Consider the following 19,059-nt stretch of genomic DNA (forward strand, 5'->3'; position numbering starts at 1 on the left):
TCTATCACCTACAAAAGAGCTAGATTTCTCTAGCTCATAAGTTTTTTTACTCTATCTAAAATTTCTGTTGCGAGCTCTTTTTTGTCCATTATTTCTAAATCATCAACTTTCTCTTTGCTAATAATGGAAACAATATTTGTGTCAGAACCAAATCCCGCACCTTTTTTCTTAATATTATTTACAACAATCATATCAAAATTTTTCTTTATAAATTTTTCTTTTGCATACTCGTAAATATTTGTAGATTCAGCAGCAAAACCGACAATTATTTGATTTTTTTTAATACTTCCAAAATGAGCTGCAATGTCAGGATTTTTTTCCATTTCTATTAGATTCATTTGACTGTCATTGCCCTTTTTTATCTTTTCTTCACTGTAAGTCTTTGGTCTATAATCACTTGGCGCGGCAGCTTTTATGAGAACGTCACAACTATCAAAATATTCTCCAACTGCATCATACATATCTCTAGTAGTCTTAACTCTTACAAAATTATCAACTTTTGGCACATTTATTTTTGTGGGTCCAGATATTAAAGTTACCTTTGCTCCACGTTTTTTTGCATTATCAGCTAAAGCATAGCCCATTTTGCCCGAAGAATAATTCGAAATAAATCTCACAGGATCTAGAGGTTCAACAGTAGGTCCAGCCGTTATAACGACATGCTTACCTTCTAAATCTTTTTTTGTGAGTGCTCTATCTATCTCATCTACAATTTCACTTGGTTCAAGCATTTTACCACTGCCATAGTCATTGCATGCTAGAAAATCTTCTTTCGTATCTAAGATAACCATCCCTCTTTTCCTAAGAGTTTCCATATTTTTTTGATTTGCATCTGAATTTAGCATAACTGTATTCATTCCCGGGGCAAGTATTACCTTTGATCTAGATGCCATCAGAACAGTTGTAAGCATATCATCTGCTATTCCATTTGCAAATTTTCCCATCAAATTTGCAGTTGCTGGTGCTATTACAATAATATCTGCCCATTTTGCAAGAGAAATGTGTTCCACATCCATATTTTGAAGTTGATTAAACATTTCGCAGTGAACTGTATTATTTGACATAGTTTGAAAAGTGAGAGGTGTCACAAATTCTGTTGCATTTTTTGTCATAACAACTTTAACTTCTGCCCCCATCTTTCTAAGAAGGCTACAAATACCAGGTGATTTATATGACGCTATACCTCCTGTGACTCCAAGGAGAATTTTTTTATCTTTTAACATTTTATTCCTCTTCGAGATTTTCTTCCTTTAACCTATCAATTTTTTCTTGTTTTATTTTTTCAATTAATTGTTCTTTTTCTTTTGATATTACTTTATTATATTCACTGTCAGTTAATTTTTCTCCAAACTTAACTTTACCTGCCATTACTTCTTCAATTGCAATTGTAACAGGCTTTTCGCTATTAGTCTTTACTAGTGGTGGGTTGTCATCAATTAATTTTCTCGCTCTCTTTGAAACTAAAATTGCAAGTTCGTATCTTGAATCAGCAACTTCTTTTAATTCTTTAAAAGATGGTATAATCATTTATCTCTCTCCTCTTCTGCCTGAACTTCCTTTTTTATATCTTTATGCCTCTTAACTCTAAGTTTCTCAGCAGCTATAATATTTTCTATACTACTTACTGCATTTTCCAAGACATCATTAATTACAAAGTAATCATATTCGCCCACAAAGTCAAGCTCTTTAAAGGCATTTCTATATCTTGTTTCTATTTCATCTTCAGTTTCTGTATCCCTTTTCACAAGTCTTGATTTAAGCTCATCCATAGTAGGAGGGATTAGAAAAATAAAAACAGCTTCTTTATATTTTTCTTTAATTTGAAGAGCTCCTTGTACATCAATCTCTAGAAGTACAATTTCCCCCTTCTCTATCTCATCAAAGACAAATTTTTTAGGTGTCCCATAATAATTTGTATGCACAAAAGCATATTCTAAAAGTTCTCCCTTTTCTACCATTTCTTCAAACTCTTCTCTTGTAGCAAAAAAATAATTTTCACCATTAACTTCACCTGGTCTAGGTGTTCTTGTTGTTACAGAAGTTGAAAAAATAATATCATCATTGTTTTTCATAAGAGCTTCACTTACAGTTCCCTTTCCGGAACCAGAAGGCCCTGATAAAACTAATAAGAATCCACCGTCCAAATCATCACCCTCCTAATATATAAAAAATTTATTCAACATTTTGAACTTGTTCACGCAACTTTTCTATTTCAGATTTTAACTTTACAACTGTATTTGTTATTTCAATATCATTCGATTTAGATCCAATTGTATTAACTTCTCTATTCATCTCTTGAATTAAAAAATCTAATTTTCTTCCAATTGATTCTTCTGACTCAATTATATCATTAAAATTATCTATATGTATTTTTAATCTAGTGATTTCTTCATCAATAGAAAGTTTATCTAAGATAATCGCAATTTCTGTTAAAATTCTAGACTCATCAATTTTTGTAGCATCTAAATATTCAGAAATTCTATTTCTAAGTCTTTCCTCATTTTCTTTTAAAGTGATTGGAGCTCTTTTTTCAACAAAATCAGTTAACTTTTTAATTTCGGATAATTTCTTTTTGAAATCCTTTTTTATTTCTTTTCCCTCGATTTGTCTGGAAACTACAAGATTATTGAGTGATTTTTCTGCAACTTCTAAAAGTTCTTTTTTAACTAAATCTACTTCAAAATCATCTTTTTGAGATTTAAAAATATTCGGATCTCTCATAAGTTCTAAGAAAGAAATATCACTTTTTACTCCAAAATTTTTCTCTAAATCTTTACTTATAATAATATACTTATTTAAAAGCTTATAGTCAACATCAATTTTAACATCTTCAGAGTTTAAACATTCAAAATTTATAAATACATCGACCTTGCCTCTTTTAATTTTACTTTTGATTAAAGACTTAACAGATTCTTCAGCATAAATCAAAGAATTTGACATTCTCATATTGATATCCAAGTATCTGTTATTTACTGATTTCATTTCAACTTTAATATAAAAATCATCGCTTCTTTTTTCAAAAAGGCCGTAACCTGTCATGCTATTCATAAAAAAAACTCCTCATAAAGAACAAAAAGCACTAAAAAGTGCTTTTCATTTTATTTTACAACTATGTTTACAATCTTATTTGGAACATAAATCTTCTTTACAACTTTTTTAGTTTCAATATTTTTTGCATAAAGTTCATCTTTTTCTAAAATTTCAAAAACTTCGTCTTGATTTGAGTCCCTAGATATATTTATCGTAAATCTAACTTTTCCATTAAACTGAACTGGAATTTCTATTTCATCATCTACTGTAAGCTTTTCATCAAACATTGGCCACTCTTGTTCTGACAAAATTCCACCTAAATCGCAAATTTGCCATAATTCTTCTGTAATATGTGGTGCAACTGGATTTAACAAAATTAGGAAAGTTCTAAAATCTTCTTTTGTAATTTTTCCAGCATCATTAAATTCATTTGAAAGGCCCATAAGTTGTGCTATTGCAGTATTTGCTTTTAAATTTTCATAATCTTCTGTTACCTTTTTTATAGTTTTATGGATTTCTGTTACAAGTTTTTCTGAATAATTATCTTCATCAACTATAATAGTTTGAAGATTCCAAACTCTTTCCAAAAATCTTCGGCAACCTTTTACTCCATTTTCTGACCAAGGCACTGGCTTTTCAAAATCACCAATAAACATTTCATAGCATCTTAAAGTATCTGCACCATAATCTCTTACAATATCATCAGGATTAACAACATTTCCTCTTGACTTAGACATCTTTTCATTATTACTTCCCAAAATCATTCCATGAGAAGTTCTCTTTTGATATGGTTCTTTAGTGGGAACTACACCCATATCATATAAAAATTTGTGCCAAAATCTTGAATAAAGCAAGTGAAGTGTTGTATGTTCCATACCACCATTGTACCAGTCAACAGGAAGCCAATACTTTAAAGCTTCTTTACTTGCAAGTTCTTTGTCATTATGTGGATCTGTATATCTTAAGAAATACCAAGATGATCCTGCCCACTGTGGCATTGTATCAGTTTCTCTTTTAGCTGGACCGCCACATTTAGGACAAGTTGTATTTACCCAATCAGTCATTTTTGCAAGTGGTGATTCTCCAGAATCTGTTGGTTCATAATTTTCAACTTCTGGAAGAAGTAAAGGTAACTCTTCTTCTGGAAGTGCAACATAACCACATTTTTCACAGTGAACTATTGGAATTGGTTCCCCCCAATATCTTTGTCTAGAGAAAACCCAATCTCTTAACTTATAATTAACTTTTCTGTCGCCTAAATTATTTTCAACTAAATAATCTATTATCTTTGAAATAGCATCTTTTACTTCAAGTCCATTTAAAATTCCTGAATTTATCATCTTTCCAGAACTTGTTTCAGTGTTTGCATGTTTGCTTACATCACTGCCTTCAATTACAGGAATTATTTCAAGACTAAACTTTTTCGCAAAGTCATAGTCACGATCATCGTGAGCAGGAACTGCCATTATGGCTCCAGTCCCATAAGTCATTAGAACGTAATCAGAAATCCAAATTGGAATTTCTTTATTAGTAAGCGAATTTATAGCTCTAATTCCTTTGATTTCAACGCCAGTCTTATTCTTTTCAAGCTCTGTTCTTTCAAAATCACTTTTCTTTGAAACTTCTTCTCTATAAGAATTTATTTCAGCTAAATTTTCTATTTTATCTTTATATTTATCAATAAGTGGGTGTTCTGGTGCAATTACCATATAAGTTGCCCCAAAAATTGTATCTGGTCTAGTCGTAAAAACTTCAAGTTTCTCATCTAAATCTTTTAGAGAAAAGTTTACACTTGCACCTTCACTTCTTCCAATCCAATTTTTTTGTTGAGTTACAACTCTGTCAATAAAGTCGAGATCATCAAGGTCTTCTATAAGTCTATCCGCATAATCCGTAATTTTTAGCATCCATTGACTCTTAACACGTCTTACGACTTCGTGTCCACATCTTTCACATTTTCCACCTACAACTTCTTCATTTGAAAGTCCAACTTTACATGACGGACACCAGTTTATAGGCATTTCCTTTTTATAAGCAAGTCCATTTTTGTAAAGTTGTAGAAAAATCCATTGAGTCCACTTATAATATTCTGGATCAGTTGTATTTATTTCTCTTGACCAATCGAAAGAAAAACCAATTGATTTTAATTGCTTTTTAAAATGTTCTATATTATTTTTGGTTACAATTGCAGGATGAATCTTATTTTTAATTGCATAGTTTTCTGTTGGAAGACCAAATGCATCCCAACCCATTGGATATAAAACATTTAATCCTTGCATTCTTTTCATTCTCGAAACAATGTCAAGAGCTGTATATGGCCTTGGATGACCAACATGAAGTCCCTGTCCAGATGGATAAGGAAATTCTACAAGAGCGTAAAATTTCTCTTTATCTGAGTTATCTTCACATACAAAAGATTCATGTTCATCCCAAAAATCTTGCCATTTTTTTTCTATCTCGCTCGGCGTATATTTATTCATAACAACTCCTAAAATTCTGCATTCCCAACAGTTCTTGGAAAAGGTATTACATCTCTAATATTCTTCATTCCAGTTATATACATTACAGCTCTTTCAAAACCAAGCCCAAAGCCAGAATGGACAACTGAACCATATCTTCTAAGATCAAGATACCAATCATAAGTATCCATGTTCATTCCAATATTTTTCATTTTTTCTTCTAAAACATCAAGTCTATGTTCTCTTTGTGATCCACCAATAATTTCTCCAACTCCAGGTACTAAAAGATCCATTGCAGCAACAGTTTTTTTATCCTCATTTTCGTACATATAAAATGCTTTTATTTCCTTTGGATAGTCCGTCACAAATACTGGTTTTTTGTAAACTTCCTCTGTTATATATCTTTCGTGTTCAGTTTGAAGATCTATTCCCCAGCTAACTGGATAATTGAATTCTCTATCAGCTTTTTCTAATATTGCAATAGCTTCTGTGTACGTTATTCTCGCAAACTCATTGTCAACAACATTTTGAAGTCTTTCTAACAAGCCTTTATCAATAAAACTATTGAAAAATTCCATTTCTTCTTTTGCATTTTCAAGAACATAATTTATGATATACTTTAGCATTTCCTCTGAAACATCCATATTTACATTTAAATCTGCAAAAGCCATTTCAGGCTCAATCATCCAAAACTCAGCAGCGTGTCTTTGTGTATTTGAATTTTCTGCTCTAAATGTTGGACCAAAAGTGTAAATATTTTTGAAAGCTTCTGCAAAAGCTTCTGCTTCAAGTTGCCCTGAAACTGTCAAATGAGTTTTTTTATTAAAAAAGTCTTTTGTATAGTCCACTTCTGTTGGCTCTGATTTTGCAATAGAATCAATGTCTAAGGTTGTAACTTGGAACATTTCTCCTGCACCTTCTGCATCAGATGTCGTAATAATTGGAGCGTGAACATATACAAATCCTTTCTCTTGGAAAAATTTGTGGATTGCATAAGCAATTAGAGATCTTACTCTAAAAACAGCATTAAATGTATTTGCTCTTGGACGTAGATGAGAAATTGTTCTCAAATATTCCATAGTATGTCTTTTCTTTTGAAGTGGATAAGATGGATCTGATGAACAAATTGCAACAATTTTATTTGCTTGTAGTTCAAAAGATTGATTTTTTCCAGGTGACTTTACGATTTTTCCACTAACTTCTAATGATGAGCTAATTGGAAACTTTTCAATTTCATCAAAATTATCAAGCTCTTTTCCATAAACAACTTGAATTGGTTTAAAATGAGTTCCATCAGTAAGTTCGATAAAACCAAAATTTTTTGACGCTCTACTTGTTTTTACCCAACCGCTTAATACTATTTCTTTATCTAAAAATTCATCGGAATTTTTAAAAATATCTCTAATGCTAATTGACATAATTCCTCCTATTTTTCATTCTTATACATAATAGTAAAGTATATTATTAAATAAACCTTTTGTCAATTTTAAAGGCTTATTTCAAACTATCAAGATGTCTTTTTATCTCTATTTCGTAGCCAATATTTTTAGGCTCATAATATTTTTCTCCAGAAAAATTCTCTGGCATATAATTTTGATTAATATAAGCATTTTCGTAATTATGCGGATATAAATACTTTTTATTTGTTTCATTTTGTGGATTGTGTTTATCTCTAATATTTTTTGGGATGACAACATTATTGGATTTTTTAACATCTTCTATTGCCTTATTTATTCCAAGATAACTTGCATTAGATTTCTCTGTAGTTGCAAGATAAGTTACAGTTTGTGCCAAAATGATTCTAGCTTCAGGCATACCTACTACATCTATACTATTAAAACAAGAAGATGCCAATATCATTGCCTGTGGATCAGCATTTCCCACATCTTCTGAAGCAAAAATAATAAGACGTCTTGCTATAAACTTAATATCTTCTCCGCCCTCAAGCATTTTCGCAAGATATATAAGAGCCGCATCGGGATCACTTCCCCTCATAGACTTTATAAAAGCAGAAATGGTATCATAATGTTCACTATCATTTTTATCGTACTTTATATTTTTTACTAAAAGAGAATCTTCTATTACCTTTTCATCAATATTTATAACCCCATCAATTTCATCAGTAGAAAGAACAGCAATTTCCAAACTATTTAATAAAAATCTTCCATCTCCATTAGAATTTTTTACAAGAACTTTCTTTGCAAAATTATTCATTTCAATATTTTTGTTTCCAAAACCACGTTCACTATCAGAAAGTGCAGTATCCAACAATTTAAAAAGATCTTTATCATCAAGCGGCAACAAATTTATAATTTGCATTCTAGATAGAAGTGCTCTATTAACTTCAAAATATGGATTTTCTGTCGTTGCACCAATTAAAGTTATAATCCCCCTTTCTACAAAGGGAAGAAGAGCATCCTGTTGAGTTTTATTAAATCTGTGAATTTCATCAATAAAAACAATTGTAGAAACATCGTGAAATTTCATAGAGTCTTCTGCCTTTTTCAAAACTTCTCTTAGTTCTTTTAAATTAGAAGTAACAGCAGATAATTTTACAAAATTTTTATTCGTAGTCTTTGCTATTATTTCAGCCAAAGTTGTCTTGCCAACTCCTGGAGGACCATAAAACAAAATAGATCCAATCCTATCGCTTTTTATCAAACGAGATAAATATTTTCCATCTCCAATTACATGATCTTGACCAACAAATTCATTTAGATTTCTCGGTCGCATTCTATCGGCAAGAGGAGCATTGTTTTTTAAGTTTTTTTGCATGCTAAATTCAAATAAATCCATATTAATTCTTCTTTTTCACAAAATTCTTTAGCTCATCCATAAAAGACTGTAAATCTTTAAATTCTCTATAAACAGAGGCGAATCTAACATAAGAAACTTCATCCAAGTCTTTAAGCTCGTCCATTACCATATCGCCAATCTCAAGGGAAGTAATCTCTTTTCGCATAGAATTTTCTATTCTCTTTTCTATATTATTTACAGCATCTTCAATTTCAGATATAGAAACAGGTCTTTTTTCGCAAGACTTTATCATTCCTCTAATAATTTTTTCTCTATCAAAAGCTTGCCTGTTTCCATCCTTTTTTATAACCATTATCGGAGACCTTTCTATTTTTTCATAAGTAGTAAATCTTTTTTGACAACTTAAACACTCACGGCGGCGTCTAATTGTATAACCTTCATCAGTTGGTCTAGTATCCAAAACTTTTGAATCATCACATCCACAAAAAGGACATTTCATATTTATCACCCCAATTTAAATAAAGGTCCAGATGGACCTTTTAAGTTTATAACAATATTATCATTTAACTTTTCTTTATTCAATAGTTAAAGATAACCTTATGCTAATCTAAAGAATTAAAAAAGACCACAAAGCAAAAACTTTATGATCTTTAAATCTTTTTATCTCAATGTTTGAGCAATATTTAAGAAAATCGTAATAAAGAATGAGTTAATGATGTCAATTGCAAAAGCGCCTACCATTGGTAGTATAAAGTAAGCTTTTGGAGATGGACCATATCTTTCTGTAATTGAGTCCATGTTTGCAATAGCATTGTAAGTTGCACCCATACCAAATCCACAAACACCACCAGCTAAAACTGCTGCATCATAATCTCTGCCCATTGCCCAATAAGTTACAAAGTAAGCAAATAGTGCCATTAATAATGTTTGAGCTATTAAGATAATAAGCATTGATCCTGCAACTTCTTTAAGATCTAACAAATTCATATCAATAAGTGCCATTACTAAGAATACGTTTAGTCCAACATCTCCACAAATTGAATTTGCTCTCTCATCAACTGCCCATTTAGAACCTTTTTTACCAAGTGTGTTTACAAATATACCCGCAAAAATCATTGCAGTTACATATGCTGGTAAGCTTAGTGGAGTACCAAGTACTGTTACATGATCCTTAATGAATTGTTGTAAAATTGCACCTATACCAACAGCTACAAAAATAAGACCAAGAACTTTAATAAAATCTAATGCTTCAAGAGGAACAACTTTTTCGTAATTTTCCCCAGCATTATTTCTTTCTATACTTTCAACTACATCTACGTCCTCTCCTACTTGATCAAGCGGTTTAGCTAAATTGTGTTTTCTAATTAGTGAAGAACCCACTGGTCCACCTATTAGAGAACCCATAATTACACCAAACGTAGCTGCAGCCATACCAAAAGTAGATCCATTTGCAAGGCCTTGTTCTTCAAAAGTAGTGCCCCAAGCTCCTGCTGAACCATGTCCACCTACCATTGTAACTGAACCACAAATTAATCCTAGAAGAGAGTCGGCTCCTATAGCTTGAGATAGTACAAGACCAAGAATATCTTGTAAAACTACTAGAACTGTTGATACAATTACGAAAATTAAAAATCCTTTTCCACCTTTTTTTAGTGTTTCAAGATCTGCACCAACTCCAATTGAAGTAAAGAATACCATCATAAACGGATCTTTAAGTGTTTGATCAAACTCAAAATTTGCAATCCCAGCTATTTGTAATAAAAGTCGTATAATTGCAAATAAAAATCCTCCTATTACTGGAGCAGGAACACAAAATGTTTGAAAGAATTGGACTTTGCTTCTGATAAGTTTACCTATGTAAAAAACTATGATTGCAAATCCAACAGTTTGCATGACATTAAATGAAATAGTAGTCATTTAATCGCCCTCCTTTTATATAATTTTTAGCCTTTTTTAAGACCGTATATATATTATAATAAAACCTTTTCATTTTTGCAATATCTCCCACTAAAAAATTTTTGTTTGCTAATTGTTTTTTATTGTATTGAGTTAAATCAATTTGTTTCTTATTCAATTTTTAATAACTATTTTCAGCATATTTTCTAATTTTTCATCAATTTTTTAAATAATCGTAAAAACTACTACATAAAAAAATTATGGTGAAAATTTCTAATCAAAATAAAAAACTACAATATCCTTTGCAAGTAAATCAATATTATCCTGCACACTTATATTCCCACTTTATGAGCGTTTTGTTTTTTTAAGATATTGGAGTACAAGTATTATTTTTTGCAAAAAAATATCTGTTGAGGAATATTTTTGTATCTCTCAACAGATATTTTAGAACATTTTTAATTTTAAATTATAACACGCGTGTTGCGTTTACGTAAGTATCTTCATAATATTCTTCACTTAGTGAAGAAGTTACTACTTTTCCTTGACCAGAAGAAGCGTGTATAAACTTGCCCCCTCCAATATAAATACCAACATGACTCACACCATTTCCTGTTGTGTTAAAGAAAACTAAATCTCCTTCTTGTAAGTCAGATTTTGATACTTGTTTTCCACAAGTTGATTGTGAAAAAGAAGCTCTTGGAATTGAAATTCCAAGTTCATCATTGTAAATTGAATATACAAGCCCTGAACAATCATATCCTTCCTTGCCAGTATCTCCATAAACATATGTAGAACCAATTTTATTTTCAGCAGACATTATTACCTTTGAAGCAATAGAAGAAGCTGTAGCTGGGAATTTTTGAATTTGTCTTGATTCCTTTTGTCTATCTTTTTCTTGACGTTTTATTGTTTCTTGAATTTCTTTTTCATCATCTCTAAATGTTTCTTCTTCGTTTCTTTCGGCTTTCTTTCCAGAAACAATATTTAAATTTTTAGCATCAACATTGTAAGAATTTCCATTTTCTTCAATTACAAAATTTCCATTGTTGTAATTGACAACATTTACAACTTGATTTTTATTTAAATTTAATTTTTTACCACTGCCATTTTTTGCAACAGTTTTATTTTTAACTTCAACTTCCGTTACATTATTTCTTCTATCAGAAACTTTCTTAAGTGCAGACTTATCTACATTTCCAACAGTGCCATCATTGCATTTAATTTTAACATTATTTCCATTTTCTGAAACAAACACTGCATATTCATCTAGAAAAAGACTTCTAATAATTTTGCCATTGTCATCTAAAATTGGACTTGCTTTAACAACTTTATAAGTAGGAAGATTTACTTCTGTAAGTAAAATTTTATCCTGTGGAACTGTAACTTTTGCTTTGCCTTTAGAAATATAATAATTATCTCCTTTGTTTTCAAGTACTTCTACTTTTTCGCCTATTGCAAATTTAATTTCATTTCCACTATATGTTTTTTGTACATGTTCGTTAATAAATACTCCTGTATCTTTCATGCCTACTACTGAAACTGCGCAAAGTGCAACTAAGCCTAGCGGCAATTTATTTTTTAAGGAAAACAATACTAACAACTCCTATACTATCAATTTTATATTCTGTCTAAAAATAGTTAGACCTCTAGCTCAATTTTTATTACTAATTAAGTATAGCAAAGTTATTACAAAAAAACAACAAAAAGTTACAAAAAAGTTAAGAAAATTTTAACTAATTTGTAACTTTTTGTTGTTTATGTAGTAAGCAAATCTATAAGCCGCGTTCTGTTTAATCAACTATCAATCTTAAATTATAGTCGCCTATAATCTTTAGCAACCTACCTACCGGCAGATGCGAGCAACATCTGTTATTCCTATTTGGTCTTGCTCCGAATGGGGTTTACATAGCATTATTATCACTAATAATCTGGTGAGCTCTTACCTCGCCTTTCCACCCTTACCATTATGGCGGTATATCTCTGTTGCACTTGCCTTGGGGTCGCCCCCACTGGTCGTTAACCAGCATCCCTGCTCTATGGAGCGCGGACTTTCCTCACATTTGTGCAGTTGACCAATTTACTTACCAAAATATTTTACCATTTATTTCCTTAAATATCAAGCTCATAGCTATTTCCTTCTTCTATATAAAAATTTAAATTTTTAAAATTTTTTTCAAGATTATTTTTTATCTTTTCAAGTATCATCTTTTCTGAACAAAAATGTCCAACATCAAAAACTAAAATACCATTTTCATAAGCCCTTTGACCGTCATGATACTTTATATCGCCTGTTATAAAAGCATCTGATCCACTTCTTACTGCATCACTTATAAAGTCTGCTCCACTGCCACCAAGAATAGCAACTTTTCTTATATTATTATTCTCTTTCCCATAGATTTTTATTTTCTTATAATCCAAAGAATCTTGTAAAAACTTTTTTAATTTTTCTGTGGTATAACTTTTTGACAAATCTCCAACAAGTCCCATTGATTTTTCTTCTTCACGGGCCAAAACTTTTTTATTCATTAAATTTAATTTTTCAAAAAGTGTATCATTTACACCATTATTTGCAATGTCCATGGAAGTATGGTAGGAGAAAACAGAAATATTGTTTTTTATAAGTTTTATAATATTGTCACCCAAATAAGATCCTTCTATAATACTTTTTGTGCCAGAAAAAAACATTGGATGATGCGTTATAATTAGCTTTGAATTAGTTTCAATAGCTTTTTCAACTAAATTATCCGTTAAATCTAGTCCAAGAACTACAGAATCTGTTTTTTCTTTAAACTCAATTTGGCTCCCTGAATTATCCCAACTAAGTTGATATTCATCTTTTGCCCAATTTTGCATATAATCTTTAATCTCACTTACAGGATATTTCATATATTGCCTCCTCTGTCTTTTTTAGCAAGTAATAGAGTTCTCCTTTTCTTTTTTCCGCTCTTTTATTATTGCAATTAAAACTTTTCATAATATTTTTTATATTCCTTTCTCTTTCTTTTAAAAATTCAAGATAAGTCTTATCTTTTTTTTCAATTAATTTCTCTGAAAAATAAAAATATTCTTCACTGTAAATTTTTCGCTCTCTAGAATATTTTGCAACAATAATCTCAAAAAATCTTTCATCTTCAAATATAATCTCTTCGTCAATAATTTCAAAACCCATTTTAAAAAGTTCTCGTCTTAAAATATTTGTCTTTTGCATAGGTTGTAAGATTAACTTTTCTGCATCTTTAGCAATTTCAAAAGAATCTAAAATAATATCTGCAATTTGAATTCCGCCCAAACCTGCAATTATTATATTTTCACGTTTTTCATTTACTATCCCATTTGCAAGAATATTTTTAATGCACTTTTCATTATTGAGTTTTTTTGTTAATTCAATAGACTTTTCTAGAGAATTCTTTGAAATATCTGTGGCGATTATATCTTTTGAAATATTTTCTTCGCATAAAAAATTGGGCACATAACCATGATCTGTGCCCACATCAATTACCGAAGCTCCAAAATCTACAAGTTCTGCAATTTTCTTTAGCCTGTTCGATAACTTTATCATTCTAAATAATCCTTTAATTTTTTTGATCTACTTGGATGACGCAACTTTCTAAGTGCTTTAGCTTCTATTTGTCTAATCCTTTCACGAGTTACATCAAATTCTTTGCCAACCTCTTCAAGTGTTCTAGCCCTTCCATCTTCAAGTCCAAATCTAAGTGTCAAAACTTTCTTTTCCCTTTCAGTTAAAGTTTCTAAAACTGTGTTTAATTGTTCCTTTAAAAGAGTAAATGTAGCTGCATCTTGTGGCGATAAAATTTCATCGTCAGGTATAAAATCTCCTAGATGAGAGTCTTCTTCCTCTCCAATTGGAGTTTCGAGAGAAACTGGTTCCTGTGCAATTTTTTGAATTTCGCGTACTCTATCAACATCTAAATTCATTTCTGCTGCAATTTCTTCTGGAAGAGGATCTCTACCAAGATCTTGAACAAGTTGTCTTTGAACTCTTACAAGTTTATTAATAGTTTCGACCATGTGAACTGGAATTCTAATAGTTCTTGCTTGGTCAGCAATTGCTCTTGTTATTGCTTGTCTAATCCACCAAGTTGCATAAGTAGAAAATTTAAAACCCTTTGTATAATCAAACTTGTCAACAGCTTTCATAAGTCCAAGATTTCCCTCTTGAATTAAATCTAAAAAGCTCATTCCACGTCCAACATATCTCTTAGCAATAGAAACAACAAGCCTTAGATTTGCTTCTGCGAGTTCTTTTTTTGCAGACTCATCCCCTACTTCCATTCTCTTGGCAATTTCAACCTCTTCTTCAGCTGTAAGAAGAGAAATTTTTCCAATTTCCTTTAGATACATTCTAACAGGATCGTCAACTGTAACGCCTTTTGGTACAGACAAATCTTCTTTAGTAACATCTACTTCTTCATCATCACCTTTAGAATCTTTTTCGTCAATTAAATGTATACCTTGTTTTTCAAAATTTTTATACATTTCATCTATTTCATCAGAATCCATTGGAACTTTTTCAAAGGCATCACCTATTTCGTCATAAGAGAGTTTTCCTTCTTTTTTGCCTTCTTCTAAAAGTCTTTCCATCACAGATTCAATGGAATCTTTATTTTTTATATCATCGCTCATTATTACCCTCTCCTTTCAACTCATTTAGCTTTAAATTAATCGATTTTAAATCCTTTAAAGCTTCGAGTAAGAGATTTTTATTTTCTTCTCCTTGAAGTTTTCCGATATTTTCGAGGATTTTATTCTTTTCATTCTGCAAATAATTTTTTTCAAGTGTACTTATCAACTCATCAATTATCTTGTAATTTACATTAATTTTTTTTATGAGATCTAAAATAATTTCTACAAAATCTTTTTCTATTAATTTTTTATCAATTAAATCGTATAAAAATTCCCTTATATCCAATTCTTCTTCAAACATTCTAGGAATCTCTTCAAATACAATTCTCGTATTTACATTTGTAAAATAATATACTTCAATTTTATTTTTTATATATTCATAGATATCATTATCCAGTAAAGAATATGACAATAATTCCTCTTGTGCTTTAGTTTTTGTATTTTGCACCACATTAGTATTTTTCTTTACCTTAAATCTATCCTTTCTATTTTCTTTTAACTTATTCCTATTTAAATAATTAATATAATTATTTATAGCATTTATAGAAATATTATAATTTTTAGAAAAATCTTTTACAAAAATATCTCTCTCAATAGGATTTTTTATACTAGAAAAAATCTTAGCAGACTCTATAGTAAAATTGCTAAGTCCTTCATTTTCTTCTAAATTAAAGTTTTCCTTTAATCTTTTGATTTTAAAATCAATATAAGAAATTGCACCTTTGATTTTATTTTCAAAGCCTTCAACGCCATACTTCTTTATAAAATCATCTGGATCTAACCCTCCATCTAATTCAATTATTTTTGGCTTAACAGATATTGAAAGGAATATATCAATGGCTCTTGAAGTCGCATTTATACCTGCGTCATCGCTATCATAGCAAATATAAATATCCCTTGCCATCTTCTTTATAATTTTAGCTTGATCAGCAGTAAGAGAAGTACCAAGGCTTGCTACACTATAATTTATACCACTATTATACAAAGATATAACATCCATATAACCTTCTACTAATATAATTCTTTCTCGAGAAGATTCTTTAGAAATAATATTCATATTAAAAAGATTATTTCCCTTGTGAAATATTGGCGTTTCTTTAGAATTTAAGTACTTTGGCTTTGCATCAAAAAAACCCCTTGCACCAAAGCCTATAACTCTATTGTTCCTATTAATAATTGGAAACATAATTCTATCTCTAAATCTATCAATATAATTTCCATTTTTACTCTTTGAAACTAAATTTAATTCAAAAAGTTCCTCTTCTTCATACCCCAAACTCTTTAAATAATCCAACAAATCTGTCCAAGAATCTTTAGAATAGCCTATTCCATAACTTCTTATTGTTTTTTCATTTAACATTCTATTTTTTAAATAAAGCTTTGCCTTTTTAGAAGAATTTAAATTCTTCCAAAAATAAAGTGCGGCTTCTCTATTAATTTCATAAAACCTATCTCTTTTTTCTCGCACTTCTTTATTTTCATCTTTGTATTCATTTAATCTTATATTGTATTTATCTGCCAAAAACTCAACAGCTTCACGAAAACCTAAGTTTTCTCTTTTCATAATAAATGTTATGACATCTCCTCCAACTCCACATCCAAAACATTTAAAAATGCCTTTAGAAGGTGAAACTGAAAAAGAAGGTGTCTTTTCCGAATGAAAAGGGCAGAGTCCCATATAATTCGAACCTGACCTTTTTAAATCAACATATCCCCCAATTAAATCAACAATATCTGCACGATCTCTTATTTCATCAAGAACATTATCATCAATTACATACAATTAAATGCTCCATCCCTTCGGTATAAAAATATTTTTAAGCTGATTCATTGCATAAGTATCTGTCATACCTGCAATATAATCAGCTACAATATCTTCGTCACTGTGAACTCTACTGTCATAAAGATCTAAATGATTTTTAGGAATTCTATTTAAATCTTCTTCATAATATTTATAAAGTTCACCTAAAAGTCTTTTTATTTTTATTTCTTCACTTTTCACAACAGAATCCATATAGACTTTTTTAAACATATATTTTCTAAGTTCCATAGTCGCCTCATAAACTTCTTCTTCCATTTCCACAATTGGTTTTCCATAGGATTTAGTTACCAAAGCATTTATCATTGTATTTATTCTTTCAGATGAAGTGTTGCCGAGAACTTTTGTAAGTTCCTTAGGCAGTGAATCAGAAGAAATAATTCCAGCTCTAATGGCATCGTCAATATCATGATTTATATAAGCAATTCTATCAGCAAATTTTATAATCTTTCCCTCAAGAGTTTTTGCATTGCCATCTCCTGAATGATTAAGTATTCCATCACGCACTTCTTCTGTAAGATTTAAACCAATTCTCTTATCAGATCTCTCCAAAAAATCTACAACTTTTAAAGATTGTTCTGAATGAATAAAACCACTTTCTTTTAATTCATTTAAAACTGTTTCTCCAGAATGTCCAAAAGGAGTGTGCCCAAGATCATGACCAAGTGCAATCGCTTCAACTAAATCTTCATTGAGTCTAAGTGATCTGGCAATAGTTCTGGCAATTTGACTGACTTCAAGAGTATGAGTGAGCCTTGTTCTAAAATGATCTCCTTCAGGTGAAATAAATACTTGTGTCTTGTGTTTAAGTCTTCTAAAACTTTTTGAATGAATAATTCTATCTCTATCTCTTTGAAATTCAGTTCTAAGATTACATTTTTCTTCTATATTTTTTCTTCCCAAAGTTGAATCTGCAAAAGTTGCAAAATCAAATAACATTTCATGCTCAAGTTCTTCTCTCTCAACTCTAAGATTCATTTAATCACATCCTGGACTCCAAATGATTAATTATAATTTCAGCAGTTTCTTCTATTGCTTTATCAGATACATCTATTACAAAACATCCTAATTCTTCCATAACTTGTTTCGAATAATTAAGTTCTTCTTTTATTCTGTCATAATTAGCATATTTTGCTCCTGAAGTAAGCCCTAAAGACTTTAATCTCTGTTCTCTGACAGAAATAATTTTTTCTGGATTTGCAGTAAGTCCAATAATTCTATCCACATCTTTTTCGTAGACTTCATTTGGCACAGGTACTTCTGGAACTAGAGGTATATTTGCAACTTTATATAATTTATTGGCAAGATACATAGAAAGAGGAGTTTTTGAAGTTCTAGAAATCCCCACAAGACATATATCCGATTTTTTTGCACCACGAGGATCTTTTCCATCGTCATACTTAACAGCAAACTCAACGCATTCAACTTTCTTAAAATAATTCTCGTCAAGTCTTCTTATAAGCCCAGGTTCTCTCAAAGGTTCATACCCCAAAATATCTTCAATTTGGCGCATTGGCTCTCCCATTACATCAACTGTATGAAGATTTAGTTCACGAGTTTTTTCTTTTATAAATTCTCTAGTTTCCTTTACAACATTGGTATAGACAATTAAACTATTTTTAATTCTAGATGCCTTCTCAAGGACTGGCTTTATTTGATCAATACTATTGTGATAAGGATATCTAATTATTTCATAATTTTCAGATTCAAATTGCCTCGCAGAACTTTTAGCGATTAACTCTCCAGTTTCTCCAATTGAATCTGAGATAACAAAAATCGTTAGTTGATTATCTCTATTACTCATTTCTCCTCCTTCTAAATTAAAATATTTCTCCGTCACAAACATCTACAAAAAGTCTTGTGACATTTGTCTTCGTAAACCTGCCAACAACTTCAAGATCTTTCTTATTTTTAATCTTTACAACAGGAAGCGAGTCTATTCCCTTTGTCACAATTAACTGTGCAGCTTTATATACACTCTCATCCACTGAAACATAAAAAATATTTGGCATTCTCGTCATAATTACGCTTATAGGAGTTTTTTTTATATCAGCGTCACCTATCATAAATCTAATTAAATCTTTTCTAGATACAATTCCTGTCAAAAATCCATTGTCTGTAATAAACATAGAAGATAAATCTTCCATAAAAAGATCCACAATAACATCATATACAGAAGTCTTTTGATCACATGAAAAAGGAAGGGACATATAATCTTTTAAATTCAATTTTTTTAAATCTTCTGATAGATGTGAAATTATAGATTTACCAGTATAAAAATATCCAAACTTAGGTCTAGCTCCCAAAATATCTATCATAGTGAGAACTGAAAGGTCAGATCTAATTGTTGCTCTGGACAAACCTAATTTTTCTGCAATTTCATCCCCTGTTATGGGACCATTTTCTTTTACAATTTCAATAATTTCAGTCTGCCTATCGCTAAATTTCATTTAC

General features: G+C 30.5%; 17 protein-coding genes and 1 other RNA gene. All 18 read right to left on the minus strand.

The genetic code is table 11. The annotated features are described in order from the left end of the window. Positions 1-29: 29 nt before the first annotated feature. Positions 30-1,223, minus strand: coding sequence for a bifunctional phosphopantothenoylcysteine decarboxylase/phosphopantothenate--cysteine ligase CoaBC (coaBC, locus tag RH95_RS03940; protein WP_010244724.1), 1,194 nt, complete (start codon positions 1,221-1,223; stop codon positions 30-32). 1 nt (position 1,224) lies between these two features. Continuing rightward, positions 1,225-1,527, minus strand: a complete 303-nt coding sequence (rpoZ, locus tag RH95_RS03945) for a DNA-directed RNA polymerase subunit omega (protein ID WP_010244727.1) — start codon at positions 1,525-1,527, stop codon at positions 1,225-1,227. Next, positions 1,524-2,144 (minus strand): guanylate kinase, encoded by a 621-nt coding sequence (gmk, locus tag RH95_RS03950; RefSeq protein WP_010244730.1) that lies wholly within the window; start codon positions 2,142-2,144, stop codon positions 1,524-1,526. The genes rpoZ and gmk overlap by 4 nt, the downstream gene beginning before the upstream one ends. A gap of 28 nt (positions 2,145-2,172) precedes the next feature. Next, positions 2,173-3,048, minus strand: a complete 876-nt coding sequence (locus tag RH95_RS03955) for a YicC/YloC family endoribonuclease (RefSeq protein ID WP_010244732.1) — start codon at positions 3,046-3,048, stop codon at positions 2,173-2,175. A gap of 50 nt (positions 3,049-3,098) precedes the next feature. After that, positions 3,099-5,510, minus strand: coding sequence for a leucine--tRNA ligase (gene leuS / locus RH95_RS03960; protein WP_010244735.1), 2,412 nt, complete (start codon positions 5,508-5,510; stop codon positions 3,099-3,101). Positions 5,511-5,518: 8 nt separating this feature from the next. Then, positions 5,519-6,907, minus strand: a complete 1,389-nt coding sequence (asnS, locus tag RH95_RS03965; RefSeq protein ID WP_010244738.1) for an asparagine--tRNA ligase — start codon at positions 6,905-6,907, stop codon at positions 5,519-5,521. Between the two features lie 76 nt (positions 6,908-6,983). Beyond that, positions 6,984-8,285: a replication-associated recombination protein A gene (locus tag RH95_RS03970; RefSeq protein WP_010244740.1), complete on the minus strand. Its 1,302-nt coding sequence runs from the start codon at positions 8,283-8,285 to the stop codon at positions 6,984-6,986. 1 nt (position 8,286) lies between these two features. Then, positions 8,287-8,745, minus strand: coding sequence for a transcriptional regulator NrdR (gene nrdR / locus RH95_RS03975; RefSeq protein WP_010244742.1), 459 nt, complete (start codon positions 8,743-8,745; stop codon positions 8,287-8,289). Positions 8,746-8,906: 161 nt separating this feature from the next. Beyond that, positions 8,907-10,163 (minus strand): sodium/glutamate symporter, encoded by a 1,257-nt coding sequence (gene gltS / locus RH95_RS03980; RefSeq protein ID WP_010244745.1) that lies wholly within the window; start codon positions 10,161-10,163, stop codon positions 8,907-8,909. Between the two features lie 445 nt (positions 10,164-10,608). Beyond that, a complete protein-coding gene (locus RH95_RS03985) occupies positions 10,609-11,733 on the minus strand; it encodes a C40 family peptidase (RefSeq protein WP_010244748.1) in 1,125 nt (374 codons plus the stop codon). 168 nt (positions 11,734-11,901) lie between these two features. Further along, positions 11,902-12,226: RNase P RNA component class A (rnpB, locus tag RH95_RS09220), an RNA gene on the minus strand. Between the two features lie 25 nt (positions 12,227-12,251). After that, positions 12,252-13,028, minus strand: a complete 777-nt coding sequence (locus RH95_RS03990) for a Nif3-like dinuclear metal center hexameric protein (RefSeq protein WP_010244752.1) — start codon at positions 13,026-13,028, stop codon at positions 12,252-12,254. Then, positions 13,009-13,701 (minus strand): tRNA (adenine(22)-N(1))-methyltransferase, encoded by a 693-nt coding sequence (locus RH95_RS03995; RefSeq protein ID WP_010244755.1) that lies wholly within the window; start codon positions 13,699-13,701, stop codon positions 13,009-13,011. Before RH95_RS03995 ends, RH95_RS03990 begins: the two co-directional genes overlap by 20 nt. Beyond that, positions 13,698-14,786, minus strand: a complete 1,089-nt coding sequence (gene rpoD, locus RH95_RS04000; RefSeq protein WP_010244758.1) for an RNA polymerase sigma factor RpoD — start codon at positions 14,784-14,786, stop codon at positions 13,698-13,700. Before rpoD ends, RH95_RS03995 begins: the two co-directional genes overlap by 4 nt. Then, positions 14,776-16,569, minus strand: coding sequence for a DNA primase (gene dnaG / locus RH95_RS04005; protein WP_010244761.1), 1,794 nt, complete (start codon positions 16,567-16,569; stop codon positions 14,776-14,778). Before dnaG ends, rpoD begins: the two co-directional genes overlap by 11 nt. Further along, positions 16,570-17,583, minus strand: coding sequence for a deoxyguanosinetriphosphate triphosphohydrolase (locus RH95_RS04010; RefSeq protein ID WP_010244764.1), 1,014 nt, complete (start codon positions 17,581-17,583; stop codon positions 16,570-16,572). Positions 17,584-17,587: 4 nt separating this feature from the next. Continuing rightward, entirely contained in the window at positions 17,588-18,409 is an 822-nt protein-coding gene (locus RH95_RS04015) for a pyruvate, water dikinase regulatory protein (RefSeq protein WP_010244767.1), read from the minus strand. Positions 18,410-18,425: 16 nt separating this feature from the next. Further along, positions 18,426-19,055, minus strand: a complete 630-nt coding sequence (ccpN, locus tag RH95_RS04020) for a transcriptional regulator CcpN (protein ID WP_010244770.1) — start codon at positions 19,053-19,055, stop codon at positions 18,426-18,428. Positions 19,056-19,059: the final 4 nt, after the last annotated feature.

The sequence above is a fragment of the Peptoniphilus rhinitidis 1-13 genome, assembly GCF_000246925.1.
GTDB classification, from domain to species: domain Bacteria; phylum Bacillota; class Clostridia; order Tissierellales; family Peptoniphilaceae; genus Peptoniphilus_A; species Peptoniphilus_A lacydonensis.

Coding starts and splice junctions, on each gene's coding strand:
- coaBC (WP_010244724.1), bottom strand. CDS start 1,223: ATGTTAAAAGATAAAAAAATTCTCCTTGGAGTCACAGGAGGTATAGCG.
- rpoZ (WP_010244727.1), bottom strand. CDS start 1,527: ATGATTATACCATCTTTTAAAGAATTAAAAGAAGTTGCTGATTCAAGA.
- RH95_RS03955 (WP_010244732.1), bottom strand. CDS start 3,048: ATGAATAGCATGACAGGTTACGGCCTTTTTGAAAAAAGAAGCGATGAT.
- leuS (WP_010244735.1), bottom strand. CDS start 5,510: ATGAATAAATATACGCCGAGCGAGATAGAAAAAAAATGGCAAGATTTT.
- asnS (WP_010244738.1), bottom strand. CDS start 6,907: ATGTCAATTAGCATTAGAGATATTTTTAAAAATTCCGATGAATTTTTA.
- RH95_RS03970 (WP_010244740.1), bottom strand. CDS start 8,285: ATGGATTTATTTGAATTTAGCATGCAAAAAAACTTAAAAAACAATGCT.
- nrdR (WP_010244742.1), bottom strand. CDS start 8,745: ATGAAATGTCCTTTTTGTGGATGTGATGATTCAAAAGTTTTGGATACT.
- gltS (WP_010244745.1), bottom strand. CDS start 10,163: ATGACTACTATTTCATTTAATGTCATGCAAACTGTTGGATTTGCAATC.
- RH95_RS03990 (WP_010244752.1), bottom strand. CDS start 13,028: ATGAAATATCCTGTAAGTGAGATTAAAGATTATATGCAAAATTGGGCA.
- RH95_RS03995 (WP_010244755.1), bottom strand. CDS start 13,701: ATGATAAAGTTATCGAACAGGCTAAAGAAAATTGCAGAACTTGTAGAT.
- rpoD (WP_010244758.1), bottom strand. CDS start 14,786: ATGAGCGATGATATAAAAAATAAAGATTCCATTGAATCTGTGATGGAA.
- RH95_RS04010 (WP_010244764.1), bottom strand. CDS start 17,583: ATGAATCTTAGAGTTGAGAGAGAAGAACTTGAGCATGAAATGTTATTT.
- RH95_RS04015 (WP_010244767.1), bottom strand. CDS start 18,409: ATGAGTAATAGAGATAATCAACTAACGATTTTTGTTATCTCAGATTCA.
- ccpN (WP_010244770.1), bottom strand. CDS start 19,055: ATGAAATTTAGCGATAGGCAGACTGAAATTATTGAAATTGTAAAAGAA.